Below are 26,381 nucleotides of genomic sequence, written 5' to 3'. Positions count from 1 at the left end.
TCCGGCTGGGTAAACCGCCCGGTCACCGGGTCATAATAACGGAAAAGATTGTAGTGCAGCCCGGTTTCTCTGTCCAGATACTGTCCCTGAAAGCGCAGATTCTGCGGCACCACCAGCTTAGCGGTATGGCTTTCATACAGGGTCCCGCCCCAGCTGCTGAAACGTCCCTGCCACACCACTTCACCGTGTTCGTCGGTCAGTCGTTCCGGCAAACCGTTCAGTTCGCTGTGATACCAGCGGATCTGCCGGCTGTCACCGGTGATATCCACCCGCGCCAGCGGCTCCCAGCTGCCTTCACTGTACAGATAGCGCACGCTGCGATCCGGCGTGCGGCTGCTCTGCTCGCCCACCATCTGCAGACCCTGCCAGTGGAAAGTAATCACTTCAGCGTCAGATTCTGCCTGCCCGTGGCGATACAGTATTTTATGCGTGCGCCGGCCCAGTACATCATAGCGGTACTGTACCCGCTGGTATTCCGGGTGCCCGCTCAGCCGCACTCCGGTGACCTGATGCTCCGCGTTATAACTGAAGTGCTGTTCCGGTGCGCCCTGTTCAGCCCTGCGCCACAGCAGACGACCAAAGCCATCATACTGCTGGCGCGCGCCTTTCAGCCTGCGCAGCAGGTTATGCCACACCACCTCACCGGCGGTGTCGGTACGGTTACCCGCCGGGTCGTAATAACAACGCTCTTCCAGCCCGTCTGCAATGCGGTGAGTCAGCTGCCCCGCCGCATCATAACCAAAGCGCTGCTGACTGAAGGCTGGCGCAGGATCTCCCGGTGCCAGCGACATCAGCATCTGCTGCGCCACCTGATCGAGACGATCCCACTGATAACGGCGTTCCAGCACCGCATTCCGGCGCATTACAATACGGCCTGCCGGATCGTAGCGCGTTTCCAGCGTCAGCGGCCCCTGACTGCGACTGATTTCACGATGCAGACGGTCACGGCCATAAGCGGCAATTTCAGCCTGCTGCCCGCCATGCTGCCAGTTGTGCTGCAACAGATGCCCGCTGCCGTAACGCAGGAAACTCTGCGTGCTGCCGTCCGGCCCCTGACTTTGCTGCAGATTGCCCAGCGCATCGTACTGATACTGCCAGCTGCCGCTGTGGTTCTGCTCACTCTGCAGACTGCCCAGCGCATCCGCCGTCAGGCTCAGCTGCTCATCCCACTCCGGCTCCACGGCCTGCTGCTGCGCCGCCTGCCATTCAGCCTGCGTGGTGCGCTGAATGGTGACGCTGCGCCCGGCATACTGATAGCGGGTGACACTCTCCGCGTTGCTTTTTGTCGCCAGCCGGCCCGACAGATCATATTCCAGCCGCGAAACCAGCGGCGCCTGCGGTTCACCGTTCTGCGCCAGCGGCTGCTGTGTCACCGAGGTGACCTGACCACGCGCATTATAGCCATAACTTTCCCGCCGTCCGGCGTAATCGGTCTGCGCCAGCAGGCGTTCGCCGCTGTCCCAGGCAAAATGCCAGCTGTCATTGTTCGGGTTAATCAGCCGGGTCAGGCGGCCAAAACGATCATAATCAAAACGGGTGTGATGACCCGCCGGATCGGTCTGGCAAATCACCTGTCCGCGCACGTTGCGCCGTACTCTGCGTTCGGAAAAACCGTCAGTATTCTCACCGACCAGCTGTCCGTGCATATCGTATTCGTAGCGGGTTTCGCGGTTATCCGCACGTATAATCGCCTGAATACGCCCGGCGGCGCTCCGGCGACAGGAGGTGGTGTTGCCTTCCGCATCGGTGGTACTCAGCAGCCTGCCCGTTGCGTCATACTGCGAATGGCTGCGGTAGCCTGAACAGTCCTCAGCGCTGATCATCTGGCCGCGCTGGTTCCAGCCGAAACGGCGCGTATTGCCCGCCGCATCGGTTTCGGTAATCAAATCCCCCTGCGGGTTCCATTCCAGGCGCGTAACGCCACCCAGCGGATCGGTTACCGCCACCACATCGCCCAGTGCGTTATGCTGATAACGCCAGCAGGCGCCGCCGGCCAGCACTTCCTGTTGCGGCAGTGACCAGACCGGATGCCAGACCGTCAGCCGGGCTTCCCCCAGCGGATTATGCATGGCAGTCAGATTGCCGCGCTCATCATAGTCATATTCCCAGCGCCCGCCGTCGGGAGCGGTGACCGCCTGCAGCAGCTCGCCCTGATCCGCCCACTGATAGCGCCACTCCGCGCCATACATATCTGTCCAGGCGGTAATACGATGCTGCGCATCCCACTGATGGTGGCTGCTGCCACCGGAAAGACAGGTCACCGTCGCGTTACGCGCCAGCTCATCGCTGTCAATGATCCAGCTTTCCAGCGTCTGCTGCCGGTCGTCCACCACCTGATAACCGGTCACCCGCCAGCAGCTGCCATCCGCTGCCGGTCGCCACTGGTAATTTACTGTCAGGCCGGTCACATAGCGGTGGCTGGCCAGCATATCGCTGGCGCGATCCCAGCTGAAACGTCGGGTGGTGACGTCATCAGCGTCGGTGACGCTGACCAGCTGTCCCTGCTCATTATAGCCGTAACGTACCAGCGGATAACGCTGCCCCTGAACCCGCTGATGCACCGCCGCCAGGCGGCCATGCACCGGTTCATAGCTGAGCTCTGCCACCATTGCCTCATTATCACCGGCGACAGCAATCAGCTGGCCCGCTTCATTCCAGCTCAGATGCTGGCAGTTGTCGTGACGGTCATAGATGCGGGCAATGCGCCATTCGCCCTCACGTGTCGGATCCGGTTCATACAGCTGATGCTCACCTTCACTGGTCTGTAACACCACCACGCCCTCAGACGTGCAGTAAAGCGTCAGGCCGTCCTCAGCGAACTGAATCACATCCCCCGCACGCACCGCCCCCATCTCCAGCTCGCGACCCGCCATATCCCGCCAGCGAAAATGCAGTTCCCCGCTGGCCGCACGATAGCGAATCAGCCGGCTTTCAAACGGCAGCATCCACCCCTGGCCCAGCATTCCGGTCGCCGGATTACGGCTGTGGTAAACACGCTGCCAGTAAAGCGGGATACGATCTTCCAGTACAAAATCAAGATCTTCAGCGCCGGCAAGGATCTTGGCGCCGGTGGCGATACTGACCGGATGGAGGGTTTGCACCGCACGGGCGGCAATGCCGCCTGCCGCTTCGCCCGCCGCGGCGGAAAAGATCGGGCAGGGAATACTGCGCAGCAGCCTGCGCACCATCACCCGGTCAAAAGCGCGGCCCGCCAGTTGCAGCAGCTGTTTCAGCTCACCGCCGCCAGCCATCCCGCCGATAAACCAGGCCAGAAAGTTTTTACCGCTGCGAATATCCCGGACCACAATGCTGTCGCCACCGATACGCACCCGCGGATCGTCGCCGACCTCGATTTTTGCCTCGCAGGTGCTGCGGTCGCCATTGCGCGCGGCGGGATGACCATTAATCAGTACCTTTTTAGATCCTTCGGCGAGGAAAATCCGGCTGCTGTCCCTGTGCTTTTTGCATGACACGGTATCCCTGTCGGCTGGCGTACTCTCAGGGCTGGCAGCGGCGACCATCGGCTGAGAAAGGTCTGTCCACAGCGTGCTGAAGAAGTCAGCGACATCCGCTGCGGCGGCCTGGCTGATTTTCTCCCCCAGCGCGCTGAAAAAAGCGCCCGGGCGGGCGACGGTCGCGGCGATACCCGCCGCCATGCCGACAGCAATTTCCCATGCGGAAGGCCCCTGCTCCTGTTCAGCACCGGCGGGCGCATTAAGAAAGGCATGATCGACGGTGCCGGCGGCGCGCGCCGCCAGCCTGCCCTTAATACGCACATTGCCGGAACCACTGGTGATCACCGCATCCGGTGGCCCGGTCAGACCCAGTGCGCCGATAAGGCGCTCCACCGCCCCGCCGGCGGCATTGCCCCAGCGTTCAGGAAAACCAGTAGCGATGGCGCCAATGGTCAGGCCAATTCCCAGCGCAATACCCACGCCGCCCGCCACCATGGCGGTACTGGCAAGAAAAATCCCGGCGTAGATGGCTCCTTCCACCACCCCGCTGACAAAGTCACTCAGTAGTGAGCTGTGGATCAACGGATCATCGATTCTCGCGGCGACCTTATCTGCCATCAGTCAGACTTCCGCCATACCGGGAATAAACGCCTGCCGAATCGCCTGCCAGGCCAGACGCTGCTGCGCAGTAAACTGACCCGCGGTGCTGAAGGTTAATGCCAGTAAATGATCCTGCGCCCAGGCCACCAGCAGCTGTTGTTCCACTACCACACCCTGATTTTCAAAGCGCATCGCCACCTGCTGCGCGGGTAGCGGGCCCAGCGTGCTCTCTTCGGGTAACTGCGCGCTAAACTTTTTCATCTTGCGCTTCACTTTTTGCAATTGCTGCTGCAAAAAGGCATCCATCTGATCGGCCGTTACCTGCCAGTCGCGGGTAACCACCAGCGTTGCGCATAAACCGGCAAGACGCAGGACGGTGATACTCTGATCCTGGACGACGGCGGGCAGATGCAGCGAGCCCTCAGATAAGACATATTGCACGGGCAGGTTCATTTGCTCCCCCCGGCATCTTTACTGGCGAACACCCTGCGGACTTCTGCGGCAATTTCCTCCGGCGTTGGCGCCGGCGCCGGCGCCGCGGCTGGCTGATTGATATTCAGATCGAGTGTGCCGCCGGTGTTGATTTCACCCTGCCCGGAAGCATTGATCTGGAAGTTTCTGCACTGTAATGAAATGGTGCCATTGGGGTTCATGACCAGCAGGCTGTCACCGGTGACAAAGGTGATGCCGCTGCTGGCCGCCAGCATAACGTTGCTGTTCGATTTCAATATATAGTCAGTGCCGACCAGCTCGCTGCGGGCGTATTGCGTCTGCTGGGCGTACTGGCCGCTGACTTTGCTGGCAAAGCTTTTCTCAATGCTGATGGAGTGATTACCGCCGACAGCATGGGTTTCATCATTCTTCACCCGGGTATCCATATTGCGCTCAGCCTGCAGCCACAGCTGTTCCGCACCGCGTTTATCTTCAAAACGCAGCGCATTGGCATTGTCCGCCGTGCCGTTTTTACTGCGGCTGATAAAGCCCATCTGGGTGGCGGCGGCTGGTAATGTCCACGGCGGCATACTGGCTTCGTTATACAACCGACCGGTGATAATCGGCCGATCCGGGTCACCGTTAATAAAATCGATCACCACCTCATCACCGACGCGCGGGATCTGTACGCCGCCGAAACCCTGACCGGCCCAGGCGCTGGAGACGCGCAGCCAGCAGGAGCTGGTGTCGTCGCCTTTTGCCAGCCGGTCCCAGTGGAACTTCACCTTTACCCGGCCATATTTATCCGTCCAGATAGACTCCCCCTGCGGCCCCACCACCCGCGCGGTTTGCGGGCCGCAGGTGCGCGGCCACTCGCTGCCCTGCAGCGGACGGAAGGTGACATCCGCCGGGATCACCATAAAGTTGATCTGATAAACGCGGCTGCCATCATCACCACTGGCGTAGCTGTTCTCTTCCAGTTCGTAACTGGCGCTCACCACCAGATAGTCATCACTGTCGCTGGCAAAGGGCGGATTGCTGAGCGTAAAAGTGTACCCCGGCGCCACCCCGGGGGCGTTGCCCCGCGCATCAATGCGCTGATACTGCGTCTGCCATGCCTGCTGGCGGATACGGGCATAGTATTCGCCCTGGGCATGGTGCACGAAACGCCCCGGCCATTCGTAGTAGTCAATCTGCCCCGGCGCGGTGGACGCCGGATTCTGTCGTGCCTGAAACAGCCAGGCGTTTGGCTGGCGGAAGTCGTAGTCATCAAGGCTGTAGAGACCCGGCGTCACCTGCTCGCTGATCGCCCACTGCGTAATGCCCTCTTCCCCGATGCGGCCTGCGGACGGGGTGGCGTAATAAGGGATAACCTCATAGCCGCTGAATGGCTGCCGGGATGCGGAGTCCATCAGCACCAGCGTATGCCTGTCGGCTTCATGACGGAAAAAATAGAAAATCCCTTCCAGCTCCATTAGCCGCGAAATAAAGTTATAGCTGCTCTCCTGATACTGTACGCAGTATTCCCAGCAACGATATTCGCCGGTCAGATGGTCTTCGACCGCAACGCTATATTCGCCCAGTACGGTTTTAATAATATCCGGCACCCGCTGTTGCTGAAAAATACGCTGATTGCGATCGCGCTGCAGTGGCCATAAGTCCGACTCCATACACAGGCTATATACCGTATAACGTGTCCCGCTCAGTTCAGTGCTCTGCACATTCACCGCGGTGATTTTACCGTTAAGGTAGCGTGACGCGGCCAGCACCGGCTGGGTGGGGAGGGTCAGAGTGATCGGTTGCCCGAGCAGTGTTTTGCGATCAAGGTCCGCATTGCTGCTCAGCAGGCAGACATTCAGCGTAAACGGGCGGGACAACTCCTCGGTACCGGACAGTTTCCAGAAAAGAAGTCCTTCGGCAGGTAATTGCACAGAAATACGTTCAGGCATAGGATTCCATCCCGATAATAATTAATTCCGTTTTATTTATATGGCATATTGTTTATATATAAAAAATTAATTCAAAATATAACTATTCGCCGGAAAGTTAATTCTATTAATATTCACACCTCCGGCCACGGCACTCTTTTTATCATATTCCCCGATAAAAACGTATCACTTTATCAGCGGTTATTTTAAATACTGACAGCGGCATTCCCGCAGAGGGGTGGCGGAGTTACATCGGCCGGTCTGATCAGACCGGCCGCTGGCGGAACTAATTTTGCGTGGTCGCCAGATAAGAGAACGCACTCAGCAGACTCACAATCGTCGCCATCTTATCGGCGCGATAACCTACCGTAACAGCATCAATCCGTGTAACTGCCGGGATCAGGCAGAACAGATCGCCCAGCAGCGGTTTCGCCACCATCAGTTCCAGCTGATAAGGCGCAGCAATCCGGCGGGTTGCCGCCGCAGGCGCCTGACGCACCGCGCTGGCAGCCGCCTGACGAATGGCCTCACACGCCATTGCCGGGCTTAATGATTCGGCGCAGGTCTGGGAAATCGCCCGCTTGACGCAAACGTAATTGACCGACGGGTAGTGCTCTGCCATCCACGTCTGCAAAGTATCATCACCGCTGACCAGCCACAGCGGCGTCCCCTGCTCAGCACCGGCGGCAGCGTAAATATCGCTCTCCCCCATCACCTTGCCGTTAATCTTCACCCGGTAGAAAGCACGCCCGTTAATGGTATGCGCCAGCACGCCAGACTCTCCAGCCGCGCTGTGATAGCCAATAAACATCATGCCGTCATACTGCTGCTGCTCCAGACCTTCCACCATCGACAGAGCGCGTGGCTTGCCCTGCACCAGCCGGGCACGGCCATCAATATTTTCAGCGCGCAGATTGGTCATCGCCGCATGACTGTCGGCCACCACCACCTCAGTCGCGCCGCCGGCAAAGGCGCCATCAATGGCGGCATTGACTTCCTGCTCCATCAGTCCGCGCGCCAGCTGATACTCAGCGGTGCCCGGGCTGCACTGTTCCGGGCGCATCACCCCGGCAATACCTTCAATATCAGCAGAGATAAAAATTTTCATCGTTGATTCCTTCAGGAGAGGCGATCGAGGATATCGCGCAGCGCCGGGCGGAAGTGACCGCGGAAACCGGTCACCGCTTCAGCGCTGAGCAGAGCATCCAGCACCGCATGTTCGGTGGCATCCGCCGCTGCCGCCAGCAGCGGTTCCAGCGCGGCGTCCGCCAGCGACGCCGGTTGCGGCCGGGTGGAAAACGCCACGGCAATATCACCCGAACCGTGTCCCCAGTAGCTGCCCAGTCGCCCTAAACCGGCCCCGGCACGTTTCGCAATACGCGTTAACTGGCGTGCATCAAGCGGCGCATCGGTCGCCATAATAATGATAATTGAGCCGGCATCGCGCTGCGGCGTCAGTTCCGGCAGCAGCGGTTCAATGGCGGCGCCAAAGCGTACGCCGTCCAGCGTCAGCGCATTCAGGGCGCCAAAGTTCGCCAGCACCAGTACGCCAAGGGTGGCATCCAGCGTCGGGATCAGGCGCGAGGCGCTGCCAATCCCGCCTTTCAGGCTGAAACAGCTCATGCCGCGTCCGGCGCCGACGCTGCCGCGGGCAAATTCCGCGCTCGCCGTCTGCAACGCCTGTTGCGCCATCTCATCGCTGACCGCCAGCGCCTGAATATCATTCAGCCAGCCGTCATTGCACTCCAGCGCCAGCGGGTTCACCGTCGGTAAACTGCGTCCCAGCTCCGGATTACGGCTGATGGCATCACGCACCAGTGCGGTAAACAGGGTACCGACCGCCAGCGTGTTGCTAAGCAGAATCGGCGTCTGCAACAGACCTAATTCTGCGATCTGCACCAGCCCCACCGGCTTGGCAAAACCATTCAGTACCGCAGCGCCACACGGGAGCGGCTGACTGAACAGATTTTCACCCGGCGGCACAATGGCGGTAACGCCGGTCTGCACTTCGCCCGCATCCAGCGTGCTGTGACCAACCCGCACCCCAGGCACATCGGCCAGCGTATTCGCCGGGCCGCAGGCCATCCGCGGCTGACCGAGAGTGCGGGTTTCGCGCCAGCGTTGCAGCAGCAGATCGCGCTGCATCTGTTGAAAATCCATGACTTTTCTCAGCTATTTAATTTGGGATCGAGGGTATCACGCAGGGCATCGCCCAGCAGGTTGAAGGCCAGTACCGTCAGGAAAATCGCCGCGCCCGGAAAAACGCTGACATGCCATAACCCGGCCATCATCATATTGCGACTCATCGCCAGAATATTGCCCCACTCCGGCACGTCAGGTTCCGGCCCGAGGCCGATAAAACTCAGGCCCGCCGCGGTCAGAATGCTGGTGCCAATACGCATGGTGAAATAGACAATCACGCTCGACAGCGTACCGGGAAGAATATGGCGCAGCAGAATCACCCGATCGGGCGCCCCGGCGCAGCGTACGGCTTCCACATAGGCCGCCTGTTTTAACGACAGCGTCGAGGCGCGCACGATACGGGCAAATACCGGTACGCTGAATACCGCCACCGCAATAATCACATTATTCAGCCCCGGACCGAGGATCGCCACCACCGCAATCGCCAGCAGCATCCCCGGAAAGGCAAACAGCACATCGGAGGCGCGCATAATCAGCATATCGACCCAGCGCCCGTAATACCCCGCCAGCAGGCCAAGCACAATACCGACCAGCATACCAAGGGTTACCGACAGTACGCCGATATACAGCGAGATGCGCGCGCCATAAATAATCCGGCTCAGCACATCGCGACCGAGATCATCGGTGCCCATCCAGTGGCTGGCGGACGGAGGCGACGAGAGCGCCATCCAGTCAGGTTCCATCGGGTTCCACGGCGCCAGCCACGGCGCAAACACCGCCACCAGCAGCAGCAACAACACAAAACCCCCGGCGACCAGCGCCAGCGGATTGCGCAGCAGCGCGTGGAGAAAATCGCGTCCTGGCGAGCGAATAGCGCTCTCCCCGGTTACTGCCGGGATCACGGATTTAGTTGGCATCGTCATCATCGCTCCTGGCGCAGTCGAATCGCCGGGTTGACCACCGCATACAGCAGATCCACCAGCAGGTTAATCACAATAAACTCGAAAACAAACAGCATCACCAGCGCCTGAATCACCGGCTGGTCCTGCGACTTGATCGATTCAATCAGCAGCCAGCCCAGACCGGGCCAGTTAAATACACTCTCCACTACAATGGAGCCACCGAGCAAAAAGCCAAACTGCAGGCCAAGCATGGTGATAACCGGGATCAGCGCATTACGCATCACGTGTTTCCAGGTGACCAGTCGGTTGCGCAGCCCCTTGGCTTTGGCGGTACGCACATAGTCTTCCTGCGCCACTTCAAGAAATGCCGAGCGGGTGAAACGCGCCATTACCGCCGCCACCGATGCCCCGAGCGTCAGCGCCGGCAGAATAATATCGCTGGCTTTGTTAAAACCGCTGACCGAGAACAGACCAAAGGGCATAGCGACAAACTGCACCAGCAGCAGTCCGAGCCAGAATGGCGGCATCGAGATACCGCCAACGGCGATACTCATCAGCGTCCAGTCCTGCCATTTGCCCCGTTTGAGCGCCGCAATCACCCCGATAATCAGCCCGAGGATCACCGACCAGGCGAAACCGGCCAGCGCCAGCAGCATGGTCGGCATAAAGCCCTGGGCGATCACCTGGGTTACCGGCTGTTGCGTGCGGAAGGTAACCCCTAAGTCGCCGCGAAACAGGCCCGCCAGCCAGTGAAGATATTGTTGCGGTAACGGATCATTTAGCCCGAGGTGCACGCGCGCCGCGGCTATCGCCTCAATGCCCGCATCCGGCCCGGCGTAGATTCGCGCCGGATCGCCCGGCAATAATTTAATAAAACCAAACACCAACAGCGAGACCACCAGCAGTACCGGGATCATTTCCAACAGACGTCGGATAATATAAGCAAACATGGTGATTTCTCGTCAGCTAAACAGGGTATTGATTGTCAGGGCGACAGACATGCCGCCCGTTAACTGGCAATTATTTAAACTCCGCCTGAGTAAACAGCAGATTGCCGTCAGCCAGCATGGAGACGCCGCTCAGGTTTTTGCTTTTGCCCACCAGATTATCCGGCGTGCCGAGGAAGGCGATTGGCGCGTCTTTCCACAGCAGCTTCTGGGCTTCGGCATAGGCCAGCGCACGTTTCGCCGGATCGGCGGTTTCCAGGCCGGCGGCAATCGCTTTGTCAACCGCCGCATTGCTGTAGTAGGAGACGTTATACGAGGTTGGCACCCAGGATTCGGTGGCAAACAGTGGCCGCAACGCCCAGTCAGCATCGCCGGTAGAGGTAGACCAGCCGCCGTAATAGAGGTCGAATTCCGCCTGTTTCGGATCCTTCACGCCCCACAGTTTGGCGTTACGCGAACCGGAGTCCATTGGCGTCACGGTGACGCGAATGCCGACAGCGCCAAGCTGCTGCTTCAGGAACTGCGCCACGCGCACGGCAACGGTGGTATTAGTGCTCCACAGTTTCAGATCCAGACCGTCGCCATAACCGGCCTCTTTCAGCAGTGCCTTCGCTTTCTCCGGGTTGTAGCTGTAATCCACCTCCGTCTGTTTCTGATAGAACTGCACGCCGGACGGGATCGCCGACGTGGCTGGCGTGCCCATCCCGGCAAAACCGACCTTCAGGAACAGATCGCGATTAACCGCATAGTTCAGCGCCTGACGAACGCGGACATCGGCCAGCGGCTTATGCTGGGTATTCAGCGCCATATAATAGAGGTAGATACTCGGGTCGCGCTGGATCGCCAGCTTGCTGTCGCTCTGCACCGTGGCAATCAGATCGGCAGGCAGCGGGTAGATGGCATCAACCTGGCCTGATTTCAGCGCGGCGACGCGGGTGGCATCTTCCGGGCTTGGCGTGATGGTGACGCTATCCACTTTCGGCCAGCCCTGTTTCCAGTATTTGTCGTTTTTAATCAGCTTCACCAGTTTACCTGGCTGCCACTCAACAAATTTGAATGGACCGGTGCCCACCGGATGCAAACGCAACTGCGCCTCATCCGGATACTGTGCCAGTACCGCCGGGCTCCACATCACCGCCGACGGGTGCGCCAGGGTGTTAATAAAGGCGCCAAAAGACTGGTTAAGCTCGACTTTTAGCTGGGTTGGCGAAACCACGGTAACGGTTTTAATCATTTTATACAGACTGTTGCGCTTCAGACCTTTGGTCTGATCGGCCAGCCGATCGAGGTTAACTTTTACTGCGGCGGCATCAAATGGCGTGCCGTCCTGGAAAGTCACGCCGCTGCGCAGATTAAGCACAAATTCGGTGGCAGTTTCGTTGCTGGTGTAATCGGTGGCCAGCCATGGCGTCAGTTTCATCTGGCTGTCGAACTGGAACAGACGCTCAAAAACGCCACTCTGCACCGAGTAGCTGGCGTTATCTGAGGTATCGTGCGGATCCATCCCGGTAATATCGACATAGGCCGAAATACGCAAATCCTGTGCCTGGGCAACAGCCGCCAGACACAATGACAGCCCGAGGGCAACGGCGGTACGGCGAAGTATTGGCTTCATGGTGTCTCTCCAGAGTGTAAAGTTATGCTTGCGAAAATTCGCCTTCGGCAACCCAGTGATGCGCGGCCACCTGGCGATAACGGGTTTTGTTCACCTCAGTGCCCACTTTGCGCAGCGGTGAAGGGATTTCACTGTCATCGAAAGTGCGCAACGTACGCTTGCGCGGGTCGGCAATCGGTACCGATGACAGCAGACGTCGGGTATAAGGGTGTTGTGGGTTATTAAATACCGACTGACGCGGGCCGATTTCGACAATCTGCCCGAGGTACATCACCGCCACACGGTTGGCGATACGTTCCACCACCGCCATATCATGGGAGATAAAAATCCATGCCACGCCGGTGCTTTGCTGCAAATCCATCATCAAATTGACCACCTGCGCCTGAATCGACACATCCAGCGCGGAGACCGCCTCATCGGCGATAATCACTTGCGGCTGCAATGCCATGGCGCGGGCAATGGCGATACGCTGGCGCTGACCACCGGAAAACTCGTGCGGATAGCGCTGCGCGTGTTCCGGCAGCAGGCCAACGCTTTTCAGCAACGCCTGTACCTGCGGCGTCGCCTCTGCCAGTGACTTCACCAGTCCGTGCAGCAACAGCGGCTCGGCAATGGTAAAGCCGACGGTTAAACGCGGATTCAGTGAAGCGTAGGGGTCCTGAAACACCATCTGCATGGCGCGGCGCAATGGCTGAAACGCCTGCTCCTTGAGATGGGAAATTTCATCTCCCTGGAACAGGATGCTCTCCGCCTGGCTGTCGATTAACCGCAGCAGGGCACGTCCGGTAGTCGATTTGCCGCAGCCGCTCTCGCCGACAATCGCCAGCGTTTCGCCCGGCCACAGGCTGAAATCAATCTGTTCCACCGCATGTACCCGGTGGGTCAGTGCTGAGAACACGCCGCTGCGCACCGGGTAGTAAACGCGTAGCCCACGAATATCGAGTAACGGCGGCTGGTCATAACGGGCGGTGATCTGCTGATCCTGCTGGCTGTCGTTCTGCTGGCCCGGTAACGGGAATCGCTTCGGCCAGCGGTTGTCGCGCATATCGCCGAGACGCGGCACCGCCGCCAGCAGCGATTGGGTATAGGCATGCTGTGGCGCGGTAAAAATTTGCTCTACGCTGCCCTGCTCCACCACCTCGCCGCGGTACATCACCACCACCCGGTCAGCAACTTCCGCCACCACCCCCATATCGTGGGTGATAAACATCACCGCCATATTGGTCTGCTGCTGCAGGTCGCGCAGAATTTGCAGAATGCGCGCCTGCACGGTGACGTCCAGCGCCGTGGTAGGTTCATCGGCAATCAGCAGTTGCGGATCGCAGGCCAGCGCCTGAGCAATCATCACGCGCTGGCGCATGCCGCCTGACAGCGAGTGGGGATAGCTTTTCATCACCCGATCGACATCGGCAATACGTACCTTACGCAGCAACTCGCGCGCTTTTTTATCGGCTTCCTTGCCGTTACACAGCTGATGATCGCGTAGCGCTTCGGTAAGCTGATCGCCCACTTTCAGCACCGGATTCAGCGAGGTCATCGGCTCCTGGAAAATCATCGCCATATCGCGCCCGCGTAGCTGGCGGCGCTGTTCCGGCTCCAGATTGAGCAAATCCTGCGTCTGGCCGTTACGGCCATAAAACTGCACGCTGCCGCGCTCAACGGTGGCGGAAGGCGCCAGCAAACCCATCACCGCCAGCGAGGTGACGGATTTACCGGAGCCGCTTTCGCCAACCACCGCAACAATTTCGCCTTTATTGACGCTGAAGGAGACGCCTTTCAGCGCCAGATTGCGGCCGCTGCGTCCATGAAAACTGACGCTCAGATCGTTCACCGCCAGTACCGGCGTCGTGAAAGAACCGGAGGGCGCGGCGGTGTCAGGAGAAGTTAGCGTGATATCCGTCATCGTCACTCCGGGAAGGGGTTAAAGCCAGATATGGCCATTGTGGTAAGAGAGGAACGGCGAGCTGTCTGCCGCCAGCCAGATCGGTCCGTCAAGATCAACATGCTCTGCGGTTAGCGTCACCGGCAGCGCAGCCTCCATCGCCAGTGAAGAGCCCAGCATACAGCCGACCATCACCCGCAGATCCTGCTGCTGCGCTTCACTGACCATTGCCAGCGCTTCCGTCAGCCCGCCGCATTTGTCGAGTTTGATATTGATCATCTCGTAGCGATTACGCAGGCTGGCAATATCGCCGCGCTGATGACAACTTTCGTCGGCGCACACCGGGATCACATGCGGAAAACGCTGCAGATCGCCATCTTTGCCCGCCGGCAACGGCTGCTCGATCATCGCGATGTGGTACTGCGTCAGCGCATCGAACAGGCTGCCGAGATCGATCCCCGACCAGGCTTCGTTGGCATCAATAATCAGCGTGGCCTTCGGCGCGGCGGCACGAATAGCCGCCACTTTTTCCAGAATCGCATCGCGATCCAGCTTAATTTTCAGCAGGATGGCGCCGCGTGATACCGCATCCGCCGCCGCCGTTGCCATATTTTCCACGCTATCGAGGCTCAGGGTTTCAGCGGTGATCACCGACTGTGGCGCCGTCAGATCCAGCAGTTGCCACAGGGTTTTCTGCTGTAGCGCCGCATCCAGCCGCCAGAGCGCGCAGTCGAGCGCATTGCGGGCCGAACCGGCAGGCAGCAGCTTTTGCAGTGCGGCACGGCTCAGGCCGGCTTCGACATCAGCCTGCAGCGCGCTGAGCTGCGCACTGACGCTCTGTGCGCTTTCGTTGTAGTGCGCGGTCGGCGTACATTCGCCAAGTCCGATAAATCCCTGTTCCTCCAGCGTAACCCGCACCACCGTAACGGCGGTGCGGATGCCGCGGGAAATGGCAAAGGGTCGCGCCAGCGGCAACTCCACCACTTCAAAATGCATCCGCCGCATAATTAACCTCGCTCTTTCAGCAGCGCAGCAATATCCGCGATGCCGAAGCGTACCGGATCGGTCGCGGGCACGCCGAACTCGGCGCTAACCTGCTGGCAATAAGCGCGGGCTTCTTCTTCGCTGGCGTTGGAGGTATTGATGGCAAAACCGGCCAGCTGCACGTTATCACTGGTGACATGCGCGGCACGCAGATTGGCTTCAACGCAATCCGCCAGGCTCACCATTGGTGAATGCGGCAGATGACGCATATGTGGACGGCCCATTTCATGGCACATCACCAGCCAGTGCGGCTGTGCGCCGTGAATCAGCCCCATGCTGACGCCAGCGTAGGATGGGTGGAACAGCGAACCCTGCCCTTCAACGATATCCCAGTGGTCATCGTCGTTAGCGGGTGACAGCGCTTCCGCCGCGCCGGCGATAAAGTCAGCGATTACCGCGTCGATAGCGATACCTTCGCCCGCGACCAGGATGCCGGTCTGACCGGTGGCGCGGAAATCAGCCTTCAGGCCAATCGCGCGCATCGCCGCTTCCAGCGCCAGCGAGGTGTACATCTTGCCGACCGAGCAGTCGGTGCCAACCGTCAGCACGCGCTTACCGCTGCGTTTTTTGCCGCTGCCGACCGACAGTTTCGGACGCATATGGCGAATATCGAATAACTCAACGTTATGGGCTTTGGCCAGCGCCACCAGTTCCGGCTCATCAACCAGACGGTGATGCAGACCGCTGGCGACGTTCATTCCGGCTTCCAGCGCGGCACGCACTGAACCCAGCCAGTGTTCCGGCAGGTATCCCCCGGCATTAGCAGTGCCCAGCACCAGCGTTTTCGCGCCGCGGGCTTTTGCCGTGGCGATATCCAGCTCGTCAAGACCCAGGGTGACGGTACAGCCTGGCAGGCGCATTTCGCCGACACACTGCTCCGGACGCCACACCTGAATGCCGCGCGCGGTTTTCGCTGCCAGCGGATCGGTGACGTCGCCAAGGAATAATAAATAGGGTTGTGGGATCAGCATGATGTTTCTCCAGTTTAGGCTGATCCGACTATTTCATTTCTTAGAGGAATTGACGAATGCTTGTTTAGCGCAAGGGTATAACTTCAGGCTATGGGCGGAAGGTGAGGCAGGAGATGACCAATTCTTTGCTTGTGGTAAGATTGAAACAGGTAATGATGAAATCTGGAGCAATGATGAAACCGTCAGAGGTGTTAACGCAAAATCGACAGCTGATACTGGATATCATCTCCCGTTATCCGGTTACTAACCCGCGCGTTTTCGGCTCAGTTGCGAAGGGAACTGACACCGAAGCCAGCGATCTGGATCTCCTTGTTGATACCCTACCTGAGACCGACCTGTTTCATATGGGCGGGCTTTATGTGGAGCTGCATGATGCACTGGGTATCGAACTGGACGTCCGCAGCCCGGGGGATATTTCTCCGCTCTTTCGAACCCAGGTACTTGCAGAAGCGCGCCCGTTATGAGCCAACCTCAGCTGGACGATCTGAAAAACCAGATCCTTACTGCATCCCGTAAGTGCAGATTCTATGTCAGAGAGAATGGAGCAGATTGACTTTAACTGCGACAACATGACGCAGGATGCCGTACTGATGAACTTCATTGTTATCGGGGAAGCAGTAACAAAAATAATAAATAATTATCCTGATTTTATTAAGGCCAACAGCCACATCCCATGGCAACAGATTCGTGGTTTACGCAATCAGGTAGCCCATGGTTATTTTGATGTTGATTTGGGAACCATATGGAACACGATCCAGAATCGGCTACCAGAATTAATTCAGCATCTGGAAAACGCCAGGTGAATCCACCGCTGGCTCAGAGAGCCTGTTAAAACTGACACCCCGGACACCAGTAAAATGGCCGTGATGAGCGGGTGCCTTTCTCAATAGTGCTGCCGCAGCGGACACAGGGCTTGCCGCTGCGATGGAACACCTTAAAACAAAAAATGGCGCCGTGATGGCGGTTCTCATCGACGTCGCCGCGCGTCTGGTACGAGTGACGCGGGATCGCCAGCAGTGCCTCGGCCAGGATAGCCAGCTGCTGCTGCGTCAGATCCTGCGCTTTATGCTGTGGCAACAGCTGCGCCTGCCAGAGAATTTCCGCCCGCAGATAGTTCCCTAACCCGGCGAGAAACGCCTGATCCAGTAGCAAACCGCTAAACTGACGCCGGCGAAAGCGCGGTGATAACAGGCGCTCAGTCACCCCGGCCACCGTCAAACGCCTGTCCAGCACATCGGGCCCGACGCGCTGCAAAAAAGGGTGCGCCGCGAGGGTTTCACTGTTCAGCAGCGCAATATCTGAGGCGCTATAGAGCAATACCGCCCGATCCGCCGTCGCCAGCCGCACCCGCAATACGCGGTGAGTGTGCGGCGTTTCATCAGGCGCCACCACGCGCCAGACGCCATATAACTGGTTATGGCTGTACAGCGTCTGGCCGTTAGAGAAGTGCGTCAACAGCGCTTTGCCACGGGTTTCAATCGCCGTTACCCGCTCACCCAGCAGCGCCGGTTCACAGGCTTTCAGTTGCGCAAAGGCAAACCAGACGTCGGTTAATGGTTTCCCCAATATCGCCTGCTCCAGCTGGTCTGCCGCCCGCCGGATCTCCGGACCTTCTGGCATCGTGACTCCCTACAATCCTTTAATGCATTAGTGAACCCGTGCAGCCAATAAACCGCGGGCATTTACTCTATCTCATGCAATAGACGGTGCATATTATCTAATAAAAAATCGCAGTATCAGATAACCTTTAACGGATAGGCTGACAGTCATTTTAAGTTACGACGACCAGAGCTACGCGGCTCGCTGCGTACGAATCCGGTGATGGTTGTGTTCAGACGCCTCGGGTTCAAGATACTTTCAGCAAGGGCTATGCAAGGAAAGATAATCACCGTTCTGTTTTATATCCATGGGAAATATTGACTAAAATATCCGGCCGCCGCTCGTTATCGAAAAACAAACCAGCGCTGGCGAAATCGCTATATGCTGTTTGAATACCGGGATTGTTAACTATATATTGGGGTTTTCCCCACGCACGTGGGGGTGTTTCCCCGCCGGCATTGGTCACATTCGGAGCTGCAAAGTTTTCCCCACCCATATGGGGAAAACTCCCGCTAATTAATGTGTCGCGCCGCCCACCAGGCGCAGATCCTGTTGGGTGCGTAACGCGATGGTAATCGCCATCTCCAGCGCCAGCACCACCGCCGCGCACGACATACTTGGCACACCCGGTAACTTCGCCGCCTGCTCCGGCAGATACGGAATATGAATAAAACCGCCACGCACCTCGCCGCCCTGCTGTGCCAGCCGGTGCAGCAGACCGTACATCACATGGTTACAAACATAGGTGCCGGCCGTTTGCGAGACTGAAGCCGGAATACCCGCCTCACGGATACCCTCCACCAGCGCTTTAATCGGCAACGTCGAGAAGTAAGCCGCCGGTCCTGCGACAACAATCGGCTGATCAATCGGTTGATGGCCCTGATTATCGGCAATCCGCGCATCGTCAACATTAATGCCAATACGTTCGATGCTGATATCGGCACGCCCACCGGCCTGCCCTACCGCAATCACCAGCTGCGGATCCAGCTCGTCGATAGCCGCATAGAGCGCCGTTAGCGCGTCGCCAAATACGCAGGGCAACTGGCGGGCGACCACTTTCGCCCCGCCCACGCTGTGCCCATGTAGCTGGCGTACCGCTTCCCATGACGGATTAACCTGCTCGCCACCAAAAGGTTCAAACCCGGTGATTAATACCGTTTTCATGCCTGCCTCACAAGAACATCAGGAAGTACAGAAGGAACACATTTACAATTAACAATAGCACGCCGGTCGGCAGCTGGGCCTTGATCACCGCATTGCGGTCCGGCAGCTCCAGCAGGGCGGCCGGAACGATATTAAAGTTAGCCGCCATCGGCGTCATCAGCGTGCCGCAATAACCGGAGAACATCCCAATCGCCGCCATCACCGCCGGATTGCCGCCATGCTGCAATACCAGAATCGGAATGCCGATACCGGCGGTCACAATCGGAAAAGCGGCAAAAGCGTTGCCCATCACCATCGTCAGCAACGCCATACCAATGGTATAGGTGACTACCGCCACAAAGCGGTTATCAACCGCCAGATAGCTTTCCGTCAGATGGGAAATTGCCGTGCCGACGCCAGCGGTGGTAAACAGCAGGCCAAGGGTGGCGAGGATTTGCGGCAGAATAAACGCCCAGCCAATGGAATCCAGCAGTCGGCGGGCTTCCTGCAGCGACTGCGCCGGTGACTCACGCGTCAGCTTCAGCGCAATCAGCCAGCCCACCAGGCAGCCGACGGTCATGGAAAACAGCGTGATAAGCGTGGAATGATTGCCGCTGCCAAACACCGCCTGTTGCAACCCCGGGAGATTGTTAAACGCCAGTACGCCGATCACCGTCACCACCGGAATCGATAATGCCGGCAGAAACAGCCGATTACCAAGACGCGTGGCACTCTCTTTGCGCTGCTGTTCGCTGCGCTGATGGTAGCTACCCAGTTTTACGCCGCCAAGGCCGGCGATCAGCGCCATCACTACCACCAGTGCCCCGACCACAATATTCAGGCTGCGCTGTCCAGCCGCCGTGGAGCCGGCGAACTGGCTCATCAGCTGGTAGGCCCAGTCGCCGACCAGGAAGATCAGGCCATATAGCGCCCAGAACAGGCCGGTAGTTAAACGACGCGGGTTGGCTTTATCACGCCATGACATCATCCCCACGATCAGCAGGATCACCCCCGCCAGCCAGAAAAGATATTGTTGTTGAAACATTATATCTCTCCCTTCGCCTGTAAGGACCGGCTATTAATCGCTGCCAGTTCCGCCGCAAGGGTTTTATCCAGCCGACGCAGGCGCACCGCATGAATAATAAACGCACAGATTGCCGTCGGAATTCCCCACAGCGCAATATGTAACGGTTCCGTCTGAATACCGCCGGACTCCAGCATAAAGTTGTGCATAAAGATAATGGCGCCAAAGGCGACAAATATATCTTCGCCAAAGAACAGACCGACATTATCAGTCGCGGCGGACATGGCACGCAGCCGGTAGCGCACCGGTGGCGGCAATTCGCCATAGCGGCTTTCCGCCGCCCCTTCCGCCATGGGCGCCAGCAGTGGCCGCACCATCTGCGGATGGCCGCCAAGACTGGTCAGGCCCAGCGCGGCGGTCAGCTCACGCAGCAACAGATAGACAATCAGTAAACGTCCGGCAGTGGCGCTTTTAATCCGGGCAATCCACCCTTGCGCGCGTTCTTTCAGACCATGACGCTCTACCAGACCAATTACCGCCAGCGGCAGTAACAGAATTAACGCCAGGTTGCGGGTATTCAGAAAGCCGGAACCGAGCTTTTCGAGAATGGTTGCAAGCGGCATACTGGCGGCAATACCGGTAATAATACCGGAGGCGATCACCACCAGTACCGGATTAAAGCGCAGTAAGAAACCGATAATAATCGCCGCAATACCAATGAGCGGCCAGAGATTAACAGCATTTTCCATAGTGACTCCCCCGGGATGATACAAAATCTCCGGCCGGACGGCCGGAGAGAATAAATAATGGCTAAAACGGAATTACTGGCTGGTGACGTTAATATGCCGGGCGGCAAACGCCGCGCGCAGCTGGCGGGCAAACTCCAGCGCATGGGCGCCGTCGCCATGCAGACAAACACTGTCCGCACGTACCGCCACCTCTTCACCGCTGATACTGCGGACTTTACCGTACTGCACCATACTCAGCGTCTGCGCAATAGCCTGCTGGTCGCTGTCGATCAGCGCTCCCGGCTGGCTGCGCGGCACCAGGCTGCCATCGGCCTGATAGCCACGATCGGCAAACACCTCCTGCCGGGTGGTCAGTCCGAGATGTTCGGCGGCGCGAATCGATTCGCTATTCGCCAGCCCGACCAGAATCAGCGCCGGATCGACCGCCTTTACCGCGCGCGCAATGGCGTCAGCCAGCTGTGGATCGCGCGCCGCCTGGTTGTAGAGCATACCGTGCGGCTTCACATGCCGCAGGATGCCGCCTTCGCTTTCCGTCAGCGCCTTGAGCGCCCCGATCTGATAGATCACCTGCGCATAGACCGTTTCCGGCGGCAGCTGCATCGCGCTACGGCCAAAGTTCTCCCGGTCAGGGAAAGCGGGATGGGCGCCAATGGCGACGCCAAACTCCAGCGCCCAGCGCACTGACTGCAACATGGTTTGCGCATCACCGGCGTGAAAGCCGCAGGCGATATTGGCGGAAGTCACCAGTTGCAGCAGCTGACGGTCGCTGCCGCCGCCTTCGCCGAGATCGGCGTTGAGATCAACTTTCATCTTCTAATCCCCATACCATTTGATCGATAGCGCGCTGCTGCTGCTGTTTTGCCAGCAGCGCTTCATCCAGCGTGCAATGGACAAAATGCAGCGGCTCGCCGAGGCGCACCTGAGCCAGATGGAAGAGATCGGCCTCAATCACGCAGGCAATACGCGGATAACCGCCGGTGGTTTGCGCATCGGACATCAGTACAATCGGCTGGCCATTGGGTGGCACCTGCACCACTCCCGGCAGCAAGCCGTGCGACAGCAGATCGCGCTGGCTGTTACGGGTTAATACCCGCCCCTGCAGACGATAACCCATACGATTACTCTGCGGACTCAGTTTCCACGTGCTGCGCCAGAAAGCTTCCTGCGCCTCACGGCTGAATTCATGATACTCCGGGCCTGGCAGCGCGCGGACACGATTGCCCCACAACAGCTGACGCACCCCAGCCTGGCGGTGGAACTGACGCGTCGGGGTGGCCAATGGCAACTGATCGCCATCTTCTACCCGGCGTCCATACTGGCCGCCAAAACCGGCTTTCAGATCGGTACTTAATGAGCCCAGCAGCGGCGGCAGATCGAAACCACCATCCAGCGCCAGATAGCTGCGCATACCGCGCTTCGGCATACCCAGCGTCAGTCGCTGTCCGGCTTTTACCGCGGTACGCCAGCCGGTCCATACCGGTTTGCCGTCAATCTGGGCGCCGCAGCCGGCGCCGGTCAGGGCGATCCAGCCGTCACGACCAAATTCGGCGCTAAACTGACCCAGCGTAATTTCCAGTACCGCACTATCCTGCGGATTACCGACCAGCAAATTGGCGGTTTTCATCGCCGGAAGATCCAGCGCGCCGCTGAGACCGATACCGTACTGACGCCAGCCAAAGCGACCGGCGTCCTGAATCGAAGTGCTCATTCCGGCACGAATAATTGTCAGCACACGCCCTCCTTCTGTGGCACAAAACGAATGCTGTCGCCCGGGCGCAGCAAGGTTGGCGGCTCATGTTGCGGATTAAACAGCGGGATATCACTACGGCCAATCAGCTGCCAGCCCCCTGGCGTGGCTAACGGATAGATACCGGTCTGACTGCCGCCAATCGCCACCGATCCCGCCGGAACCACCAGCCGCGGCTCAGCACGACGCGGCGTATGCAGGCGCGCATCCAGCCCGCCAAGATAGGGAAAGCCCGGCTGGAAACCAATAAAATAGACCACGTAATCAACGGAGGCATGTAACTCCACTACCTGCTGCGGCGTCATCTGGCTATGGCGCGCCACCTCTTCCAGATCGGGACCGGCGGCACCGCCATAAATTACCGGGATCGCCACCTGCCGCGATACCGGCAGCATCGCCTCGCTCTCTTCCCACCAGCGCTGTAAACGCTCAATCGCATCCAGCGCGGTTTGTTGCGGGTTAGCTAACACCAGCGTCAGATTGTTCATTCCCGGAATGGTTTCAACGATTTGCGGATTGCTTTTCAGACGTTCGCTCAGTCCCCATATCCGTTGCTGACTGACGAGGGAAACCGGGGGATCCAACTCAAGCACTACAGCGCGTTCCCCTAACAGGTAACAGCGTGCTCGTTGCAATATGCACCTCCTGACAGACTAAAATGTCAATACCCCACCGCCGGACGTACCACTACGCCAGTAAGGTCGGGTATAAGCTTATTCATTTAAGACAAACAGTTATGCTTAACAACGCATTAAGTGTCAATCACTTTGCACCCCCGGCAGGCGTTGCGCGGGGGCGACGGCAGGAGAATCAGGCAGGATTGTCGATATCAATAAAGGTGACGTCGAGGCCATAGCTTTCCGCTAACCATTCACCTAATGCGCGGATCCCGGCGCGTTCAGTGGCATGGTGACCGGCAGCAAAAAAGTGCATGCCATTTTCCCGCGCGCTGTGGATGGTTTTTTCCGAAACTTCACCGCTGATAAAGGCGTCAACGCCAAACTCTGCCGCGTCATCGATAAAACTCTGACCGCCACCGGTACACCAGGCCAGCCGACGAATATGTTTCGGAGCATTATCACTACAGTGCAACGGCGTGCGTCCCAGCTTCTGGCTAATGCGCTGCGCCAGCTGATCGCCGGTCAGCACATCTTCCAGCTCGCCCCACAGCAGCAGCGGGGCAATCTCGCCACGCACCTCAATATCCAGCTGTTTCGCCAGCAGGACGTTATTACCCAGCTGCGGATGGGCGTCCAGCGGCAGATGCCAGCCATAGAGATTAATATCATTGGCCAGCAGCGCTTTCAGACGATTGCGCTTCATGCCTTTAATCACCGGGGATTCACTTTTCCAGAAGTAGCCATGGTGTACCAGCACCGCGTCCGCCTGCAGACGCACCGCCTCATCAAGCAGCGCCTGGCAGGCGGTGACGCCGGTAATAATTTTCTTAACCTCAGCGCGCCCTTCTACCTGCAAGCCGTTCGGAGCGTAATCGCTAAAGGCAGCGGTATTCAGCTGCTGGTTAATAATATGTTCCAGTTCAAAGTTGCGCATGGTAGTACCCGCCTATTTTCGTGCTGCCTCAAAGGCTTCCAGTGTCCTCTTACGTGCTTCCTTATGGTCTACCATTGGCTGCGGATAATCGAGTATTTGCTGATTTTTCTTTGCCCATAGCTGGGGCTGATGGATACCCTCGTCCGGTATATCACGCAATTCCGGCAGCCAGTGACGAATAAACTCTCCTTGCGGATCAAAACGTTCGCCCTGGGTGGTGGGATTGAAAATACGAAAATAGGGGGCGGCGTCAGTACCGGTTGAGGCTGCCCATTGCCAGCCGCCATTATTCGCCGCCAGATCGCCATCAATCAGCTGCGACATAAAGTAACGTTCACCTGCGCGCCAGTCGATCAGCAGATCCTTAACCAGAAAACTGGCGGTGATCATACGCAGACGATTATGCATCCAGCCAAGGGCATTCAGCTGGCGCATCGCCGCATCAACAATCGGATAGCCGGTTTTACCCTGCTGCCAGGCCTGCAATTGCTCGTCAGCCGGCCGCCACTGCACCTTGCGTGTCCAGGCGGTAAACGGCTGATAGCGACACAGCGCCGGATAGGCCACCAGCAGGTGACGATAGAACTCACGCCAGATCAGCTCATTCAGCCAGACAAAACTGTGATCCCCGCTCAGCGCCTGCGGATGCTGTTTCAGCAACCGCTGCAGGCACTGACGCGGCGATAACACGCCGGTCGCCAGATACACCGACAGGCGACTGGTGCCGTCCACTGCCGGAATATCGCGCCGTGCCGGATAATCGCTCACCGGCTGCTGGCAGAAATGACGCAGCTGTTTAATCGCCGCCTGCTCACCGGCGGGAAACAGCTGTTGATCAAAGGGCTGACGCGGATAGTCAAAGGGTTCCAGCGGCGACAGATGTTGCAGCGGCGCGCCATCACGCGCCGCTGGCGCCGGCAGGCACTCCGGCACCCCCTGTTGCAGCCGTTTGACCAACGCTTTGCTGAACGGGGTAAAGACTTTATACATTTCGCGATTACCGGTCTGCACGCTGCCTGGCGGCAACAGCAGGCTGTCATCAAACCCCTGCACCACCACGTCCTGCCAGAACAGCGCTTTTTCGACTAAGGCATCGCGCTGTTGTTCATTGACTTCGTACTGGTAGTTATAGAACAGATGGTCCACCTGATGCTGCAGACAGAAAGCGGTAATCCACGCCACCGAAGTGGTAAAATCGTCGCACTGATGATAGTGCAGCGGGATACCGCGTTGCGCCAGTTCCTGCTGTAATAATTGCAAATTTTCATAGATAAACGCCGCCTGACGCGGCGCCATCTGATGTTGCCGCCACTGCTGCGGCGTGGCAATAAACAGGGCGATGACTTTTGCCTGCCGGTCACGGCAGGCGGCATATAACGCAGTATTATCATTGATGCGCAAATCATTACGCAGCCAGACCAGATGGGTGGCCATAAAACTCCTGTAGGATTAATAACCGTAGCGCAGACGCAGTGCTTCCGGGTAAGGCTCGAAATAGCGCTGTTGCGTCAGATAAGCATCCGGGTATTCAGCCATATAGTGTTTAAGTAAGGTGACCGGAGCCAGCAACGGCTGTATACCCTGACGATACCGATCGATCAGCGATGCCAGCTCCTGGCGCTGCGGCGATGATAGCTGGCGGCGGAAATAGCCCTGCACATGCATCAGCACATTGGTATGGTTACGCCGGGTGGCCGGATGCGCCAGCAAATTCATCAGCCGCTGACGGTACTCGACCGCATAGTCGGCCAGCGAATCCCACTGATCGATGGCGGCGACAAAACGCCCCAGCGCCCGATATTCCGCCTGCGAATGGGCCAGCAGCAGCAGTTTGTAACGGCTGTGAAACTCCATCAGACTAAAGCGGGTTAAGCCGGCTTTGCACAGCTGGTTAAACTCATACAGCGTATACACCCGCGCGACAAAATTTTCCCGCAGCGCATCATCATGCAGCCGCCCGTCCTCTTCCACCGGCAGCCAGGGAATCTGGCGCATCAGTTCACGGGTAAAAAGGCCAACCCCCGCTTTGCGATTGTTATTGGTGACGGATTCATACACCCGCACCCGCTCCATCCCGCAACTGGGTGATTTGGCGCAGACGATATAGCCACACAGATGATGCAGCTGGCTGACTTTATCTGCGGAGAAGTTTTCCATCTGGCGGGTAACATCTTCCCCGCCCTCTTTACTGAAACAGAGCGCCACCTGGTCCTGCGGAGCTTTCACCAGCCGTAATGCCGGACGCGGCGTTGCCAGACCAATCGCCATTTCCGGGCAGATCGGTTCAAAGCGTACAAAGGGAGCGAGCTGGTCGGTGGCGAAGGCAAAGCGTTTGTGACCACCATCAAAGCGGACATTATCCCCGAGTAAACAGGCACTGATACCAACCGGAATTTTCTCGCTCATAGTTGTACACCTTTAAGAATCTTGTATAGGTTTTCAGTGTAGCTGAAACAAATCAGATTGGCTCTAAAAAGGATCATCACAACCGGTTTTATTTCACAAAGTGTGATCGGTTGTACCGCTGGCGGCCAAATCGATCGCCATCATCGCCGTCTGGCGCAGGCTGGCCCGGGGCAACGACGAGAGAGAAAAACAGAGAAGGGTCAGCGCGCGGGAACCAGGCGCAACAGCAAAGAGAGAAGAG

At 58.2% G+C, this 26,381-nt stretch carries 24 protein-coding genes; 2 read left to right on the top strand and 22 right to left on the bottom strand.

Going from position 1 to position 26,381, the window contains the following annotated elements:
• The 11 genes from JWF83_RS13855 to dgcN all read right to left on the bottom strand — a co-directional run.
• The coding region (locus tag JWF83_RS13855) for a DUF6531 domain-containing protein (protein ID WP_413649434.1) at positions 1–4,073 on the bottom strand (4,073 nt) is incomplete at its 3' end.
• 3 nt (positions 4,074–4,076) lie between these two features.
• Positions 4,077–4,508, bottom strand: coding sequence for a DcrB-related protein (locus JWF83_RS13850; RefSeq protein WP_413649433.1), 432 nt, complete (start codon positions 4,506–4,508; stop codon positions 4,077–4,079).
• Positions 4,505–6,436, bottom strand: coding sequence for a type VI secretion system Vgr family protein (locus JWF83_RS13845; protein WP_413649432.1), 1,932 nt, complete (start codon positions 6,434–6,436; stop codon positions 4,505–4,507). The genes JWF83_RS13850 and JWF83_RS13845 overlap by 4 nt, the downstream gene beginning before the upstream one ends.
• Positions 6,437–6,701: 265 nt before the next feature.
• On the bottom strand, positions 6,702–7,523 hold the full coding sequence (locus JWF83_RS13840; RefSeq protein WP_413650868.1) for a M55 family metallopeptidase: 822 nt from the start codon (positions 7,521–7,523) through the stop codon (positions 6,702–6,704).
• An 11-nt stretch (positions 7,524–7,534) separates the two neighbouring features.
• The gene (locus JWF83_RS13835) at positions 7,535–8,575 is read right to left on the bottom strand and encodes a P1 family peptidase (protein WP_413650867.1); all 1,041 of its coding nucleotides are present in this window, start codon (positions 8,573–8,575) and stop codon (positions 7,535–7,537) included.
• Between the two features lie 8 nt (positions 8,576–8,583).
• Positions 8,584–9,480: an ABC transporter permease subunit gene (locus JWF83_RS13830; RefSeq protein ID WP_413650865.1), complete on the bottom strand. Its 897-nt coding sequence runs from the start codon at positions 9,478–9,480 to the stop codon at positions 8,584–8,586.
• Complete coding sequence (locus tag JWF83_RS13825; RefSeq protein ID WP_413650864.1) at positions 9,480–10,409, bottom strand: ABC transporter permease; 930 nt, start codon at positions 10,407–10,409, stop codon at positions 9,480–9,482. The genes JWF83_RS13830 and JWF83_RS13825 overlap by 1 nt, the downstream gene beginning before the upstream one ends.
• A gap of 70 nt (positions 10,410–10,479) precedes the next feature.
• Positions 10,480–12,021 (bottom strand): glutathione ABC transporter substrate-binding protein, encoded by a 1,542-nt coding sequence (locus JWF83_RS13820; protein ID WP_413650862.1) that lies wholly within the window; start codon positions 12,019–12,021, stop codon positions 10,480–10,482.
• A 22-nt stretch (positions 12,022–12,043) separates the two neighbouring features.
• The gene (locus JWF83_RS13815; RefSeq protein ID WP_413650861.1) at positions 12,044–13,924 is read right to left on the bottom strand and encodes an ABC transporter ATP-binding protein; all 1,881 of its coding nucleotides are present in this window, start codon (positions 13,922–13,924) and stop codon (positions 12,044–12,046) included.
• 18 nt (positions 13,925–13,942) lie between these two features.
• Positions 13,943–14,908, bottom strand: a complete 966-nt coding sequence (dgcA, locus tag JWF83_RS13810) for an N-acetyl-D-Glu racemase DgcA (RefSeq protein WP_413650860.1) — start codon at positions 14,906–14,908, stop codon at positions 13,943–13,945.
• Between the two features lie 2 nt (positions 14,909–14,910).
• On the bottom strand, positions 14,911–15,918 hold the full coding sequence (gene dgcN, locus JWF83_RS13805; RefSeq protein ID WP_413650858.1) for an N-acetyltransferase DgcN: 1,008 nt from the start codon (positions 15,916–15,918) through the stop codon (positions 14,911–14,913).
• Positions 15,919–16,031: 113 nt separating this feature from the next.
• Between dgcN and JWF83_RS13800 the strand changes: the two genes are divergently transcribed.
• Both JWF83_RS13800 and JWF83_RS13795 read left to right on the top strand, forming a co-directional pair.
• Positions 16,032–16,382, top strand: coding sequence for a nucleotidyltransferase family protein (locus tag JWF83_RS13800; protein ID WP_413650857.1), 351 nt, complete (start codon positions 16,032–16,034; stop codon positions 16,380–16,382).
• A 63-nt stretch (positions 16,383–16,445) separates the two neighbouring features.
• Positions 16,446–16,721, top strand: a complete 276-nt coding sequence (locus tag JWF83_RS13795) for a DUF86 domain-containing protein (RefSeq protein ID WP_413650856.1) — start codon at positions 16,446–16,448, stop codon at positions 16,719–16,721.
• A 25-nt stretch (positions 16,722–16,746) separates the two neighbouring features.
• Here the strand turns inward: JWF83_RS13795 and nei are convergent, their stop codons facing one another.
• The 11 genes from nei to JWF83_RS13740 all read right to left on the bottom strand — a co-directional run bounded on the left by nei (position 16,747) and on the right by JWF83_RS13740 (position 26,140).
• Positions 16,747–17,538 carry an endonuclease VIII gene (gene nei / locus JWF83_RS13790; RefSeq protein WP_413650855.1) on the bottom strand — a complete coding sequence of 264 codons (792 nt, stop codon included), beginning with the start codon at positions 17,536–17,538 and terminating at the stop codon, positions 16,747–16,749.
• A 265-nt stretch (positions 17,539–17,803) separates the two neighbouring features.
• On the bottom strand, positions 17,804–18,013 hold the full coding sequence (locus tag JWF83_RS13785) for a hypothetical protein (RefSeq protein WP_413650854.1): 210 nt from the start codon (positions 18,011–18,013) through the stop codon (positions 17,804–17,806).
• A gap of 20 nt (positions 18,014–18,033) precedes the next feature.
• Positions 18,034–18,681, bottom strand: a complete 648-nt coding sequence (pcp, locus tag JWF83_RS13780; RefSeq protein ID WP_413650852.1) for a pyroglutamyl-peptidase I — start codon at positions 18,679–18,681, stop codon at positions 18,034–18,036.
• 7 nt (positions 18,682–18,688) lie between these two features.
• A complete protein-coding gene (locus JWF83_RS13775) occupies positions 18,689–19,708 on the bottom strand; it encodes a DUF979 domain-containing protein (protein ID WP_413650870.1) in 1,020 nt (339 codons plus the stop codon).
• Positions 19,705–20,433 carry a DUF969 domain-containing protein gene (locus JWF83_RS13770; RefSeq protein WP_413650851.1) on the bottom strand — a complete coding sequence of 243 codons (729 nt, stop codon included), beginning with the start codon at positions 20,431–20,433 and terminating at the stop codon, positions 19,705–19,707. Before JWF83_RS13770 ends, JWF83_RS13775 begins: the two co-directional genes overlap by 4 nt.
• A 72-nt stretch (positions 20,434–20,505) precedes the next feature.
• Positions 20,506–21,243: a 5-oxoprolinase subunit PxpA gene (gene pxpA, locus JWF83_RS13765; protein WP_413650850.1), complete on the bottom strand. Its 738-nt coding sequence runs from the start codon at positions 21,241–21,243 to the stop codon at positions 20,506–20,508.
• A complete protein-coding gene (pxpC, locus tag JWF83_RS13760) occupies positions 21,233–22,165 on the bottom strand; it encodes a 5-oxoprolinase subunit PxpC (protein ID WP_413650849.1) in 933 nt (310 codons plus the stop codon). The genes pxpA and pxpC overlap by 11 nt, the downstream gene beginning before the upstream one ends.
• Positions 22,159–22,815, bottom strand: a complete 657-nt coding sequence (gene pxpB / locus JWF83_RS13755; RefSeq protein WP_413650847.1) for a 5-oxoprolinase subunit PxpB — start codon at positions 22,813–22,815, stop codon at positions 22,159–22,161. Before pxpB ends, pxpC begins: the two co-directional genes overlap by 7 nt.
• 175 nt (positions 22,816–22,990) lie before the next feature.
• Positions 22,991–23,734 (bottom strand): type 2 GTP cyclohydrolase I, encoded by a 744-nt coding sequence (locus JWF83_RS13750; RefSeq protein WP_413650846.1) that lies wholly within the window; start codon positions 23,732–23,734, stop codon positions 22,991–22,993.
• Positions 23,735–23,746: 12 nt separating this feature from the next.
• Entirely contained in the window at positions 23,747–25,168 is a 1,422-nt protein-coding gene (phrB, locus tag JWF83_RS13745; RefSeq protein ID WP_413650845.1) for a deoxyribodipyrimidine photo-lyase, read from the bottom strand.
• A gap of 15 nt (positions 25,169–25,183) precedes the next feature.
• The gene (locus JWF83_RS13740; RefSeq protein WP_413650844.1) at positions 25,184–26,140 is read right to left on the bottom strand and encodes a YbgA family protein; all 957 of its coding nucleotides are present in this window, start codon (positions 26,138–26,140) and stop codon (positions 25,184–25,186) included.
• Positions 26,141–26,381: the final 241 nt, after the last annotated feature.

Source organism: Pantoea sp. B65 (assembly GCF_047308185.1).
Lineage (GTDB): Bacteria > Pseudomonadota > Gammaproteobacteria > Enterobacterales > Enterobacteriaceae > Erwinia.
This window is presented reverse-complemented; position numbering and strand designations above follow the sequence as displayed.

Excerpts from the sequence above, each read along its gene's own strand:
- JWF83_RS13850 (WP_413649433.1), bottom strand. The coding sequence starts at position 4,508 with ATGAACCTGCCCGTGCAATATGTCTTATCTGAGGGCTCGCTGCATCTG.
- JWF83_RS13845 (WP_413649432.1), bottom strand. The coding sequence starts at position 6,436 with ATGCCTGAACGTATTTCTGTGCAATTACCTGCCGAAGGACTTCTTTTC.
- JWF83_RS13840 (WP_413650868.1), bottom strand. The coding sequence starts at position 7,523 with ATGAAAATTTTTATCTCTGCTGATATTGAAGGTATTGCCGGGGTGATG.
- JWF83_RS13835 (WP_413650867.1), bottom strand. The coding sequence starts at position 8,575 with ATGGATTTTCAACAGATGCAGCGCGATCTGCTGCTGCAACGCTGGCGC.
- JWF83_RS13830 (WP_413650865.1), bottom strand. The coding sequence starts at position 9,480 with ATGACGATGCCAACTAAATCCGTGATCCCGGCAGTAACCGGGGAGAGC.
- JWF83_RS13825 (WP_413650864.1), bottom strand. The coding sequence starts at position 10,409 with ATGTTTGCTTATATTATCCGACGTCTGTTGGAAATGATCCCGGTACTG.
- JWF83_RS13820 (WP_413650862.1), bottom strand. The coding sequence starts at position 12,021 with ATGAAGCCAATACTTCGCCGTACCGCCGTTGCCCTCGGGCTGTCATTG.
- JWF83_RS13815 (WP_413650861.1), bottom strand. The coding sequence starts at position 13,924 with ATGACGGATATCACGCTAACTTCTCCTGACACCGCCGCGCCCTCCGGT.
- dgcA (WP_413650860.1), bottom strand. The coding sequence starts at position 14,908 with ATGCGGCGGATGCATTTTGAAGTGGTGGAGTTGCCGCTGGCGCGACCC.
- dgcN (WP_413650858.1), bottom strand. The coding sequence starts at position 15,918 with ATGCTGATCCCACAACCCTATTTATTATTCCTTGGCGACGTCACCGAT.
- JWF83_RS13800 (WP_413650857.1), top strand. The coding sequence starts at position 16,032 with ATGACCAATTCTTTGCTTGTGGTAAGATTGAAACAGGTAATGATGAAA.
- JWF83_RS13795 (WP_413650856.1), top strand. The coding sequence starts at position 16,446 with ATGTCAGAGAGAATGGAGCAGATTGACTTTAACTGCGACAACATGACG.
- nei (WP_413650855.1), bottom strand. The coding sequence starts at position 17,538 with ATGCCAGAAGGTCCGGAGATCCGGCGGGCGGCAGACCAGCTGGAGCAG.
- JWF83_RS13785 (WP_413650854.1), bottom strand. The coding sequence starts at position 18,013 with ATGGGTGGGGAAAACTTTGCAGCTCCGAATGTGACCAATGCCGGCGGG.
- pcp (WP_413650852.1), bottom strand. The coding sequence starts at position 18,681 with ATGAAAACGGTATTAATCACCGGGTTTGAACCTTTTGGTGGCGAGCAG.
- JWF83_RS13770 (WP_413650851.1), bottom strand. The coding sequence starts at position 20,433 with ATGGAAAATGCTGTTAATCTCTGGCCGCTCATTGGTATTGCGGCGATT.
- pxpA (WP_413650850.1), bottom strand. The coding sequence starts at position 21,243 with ATGAAAGTTGATCTCAACGCCGATCTCGGCGAAGGCGGCGGCAGCGAC.
- JWF83_RS13750 (WP_413650846.1), bottom strand. The coding sequence starts at position 23,734 with ATGCGCAACTTTGAACTGGAACATATTATTAACCAGCAGCTGAATACC.
- phrB (WP_413650845.1), bottom strand. The coding sequence starts at position 25,168 with ATGGCCACCCATCTGGTCTGGCTGCGTAATGATTTGCGCATCAATGAT.
- JWF83_RS13740 (WP_413650844.1), bottom strand. The coding sequence starts at position 26,140 with ATGAGCGAGAAAATTCCGGTTGGTATCAGTGCCTGTTTACTCGGGGAT.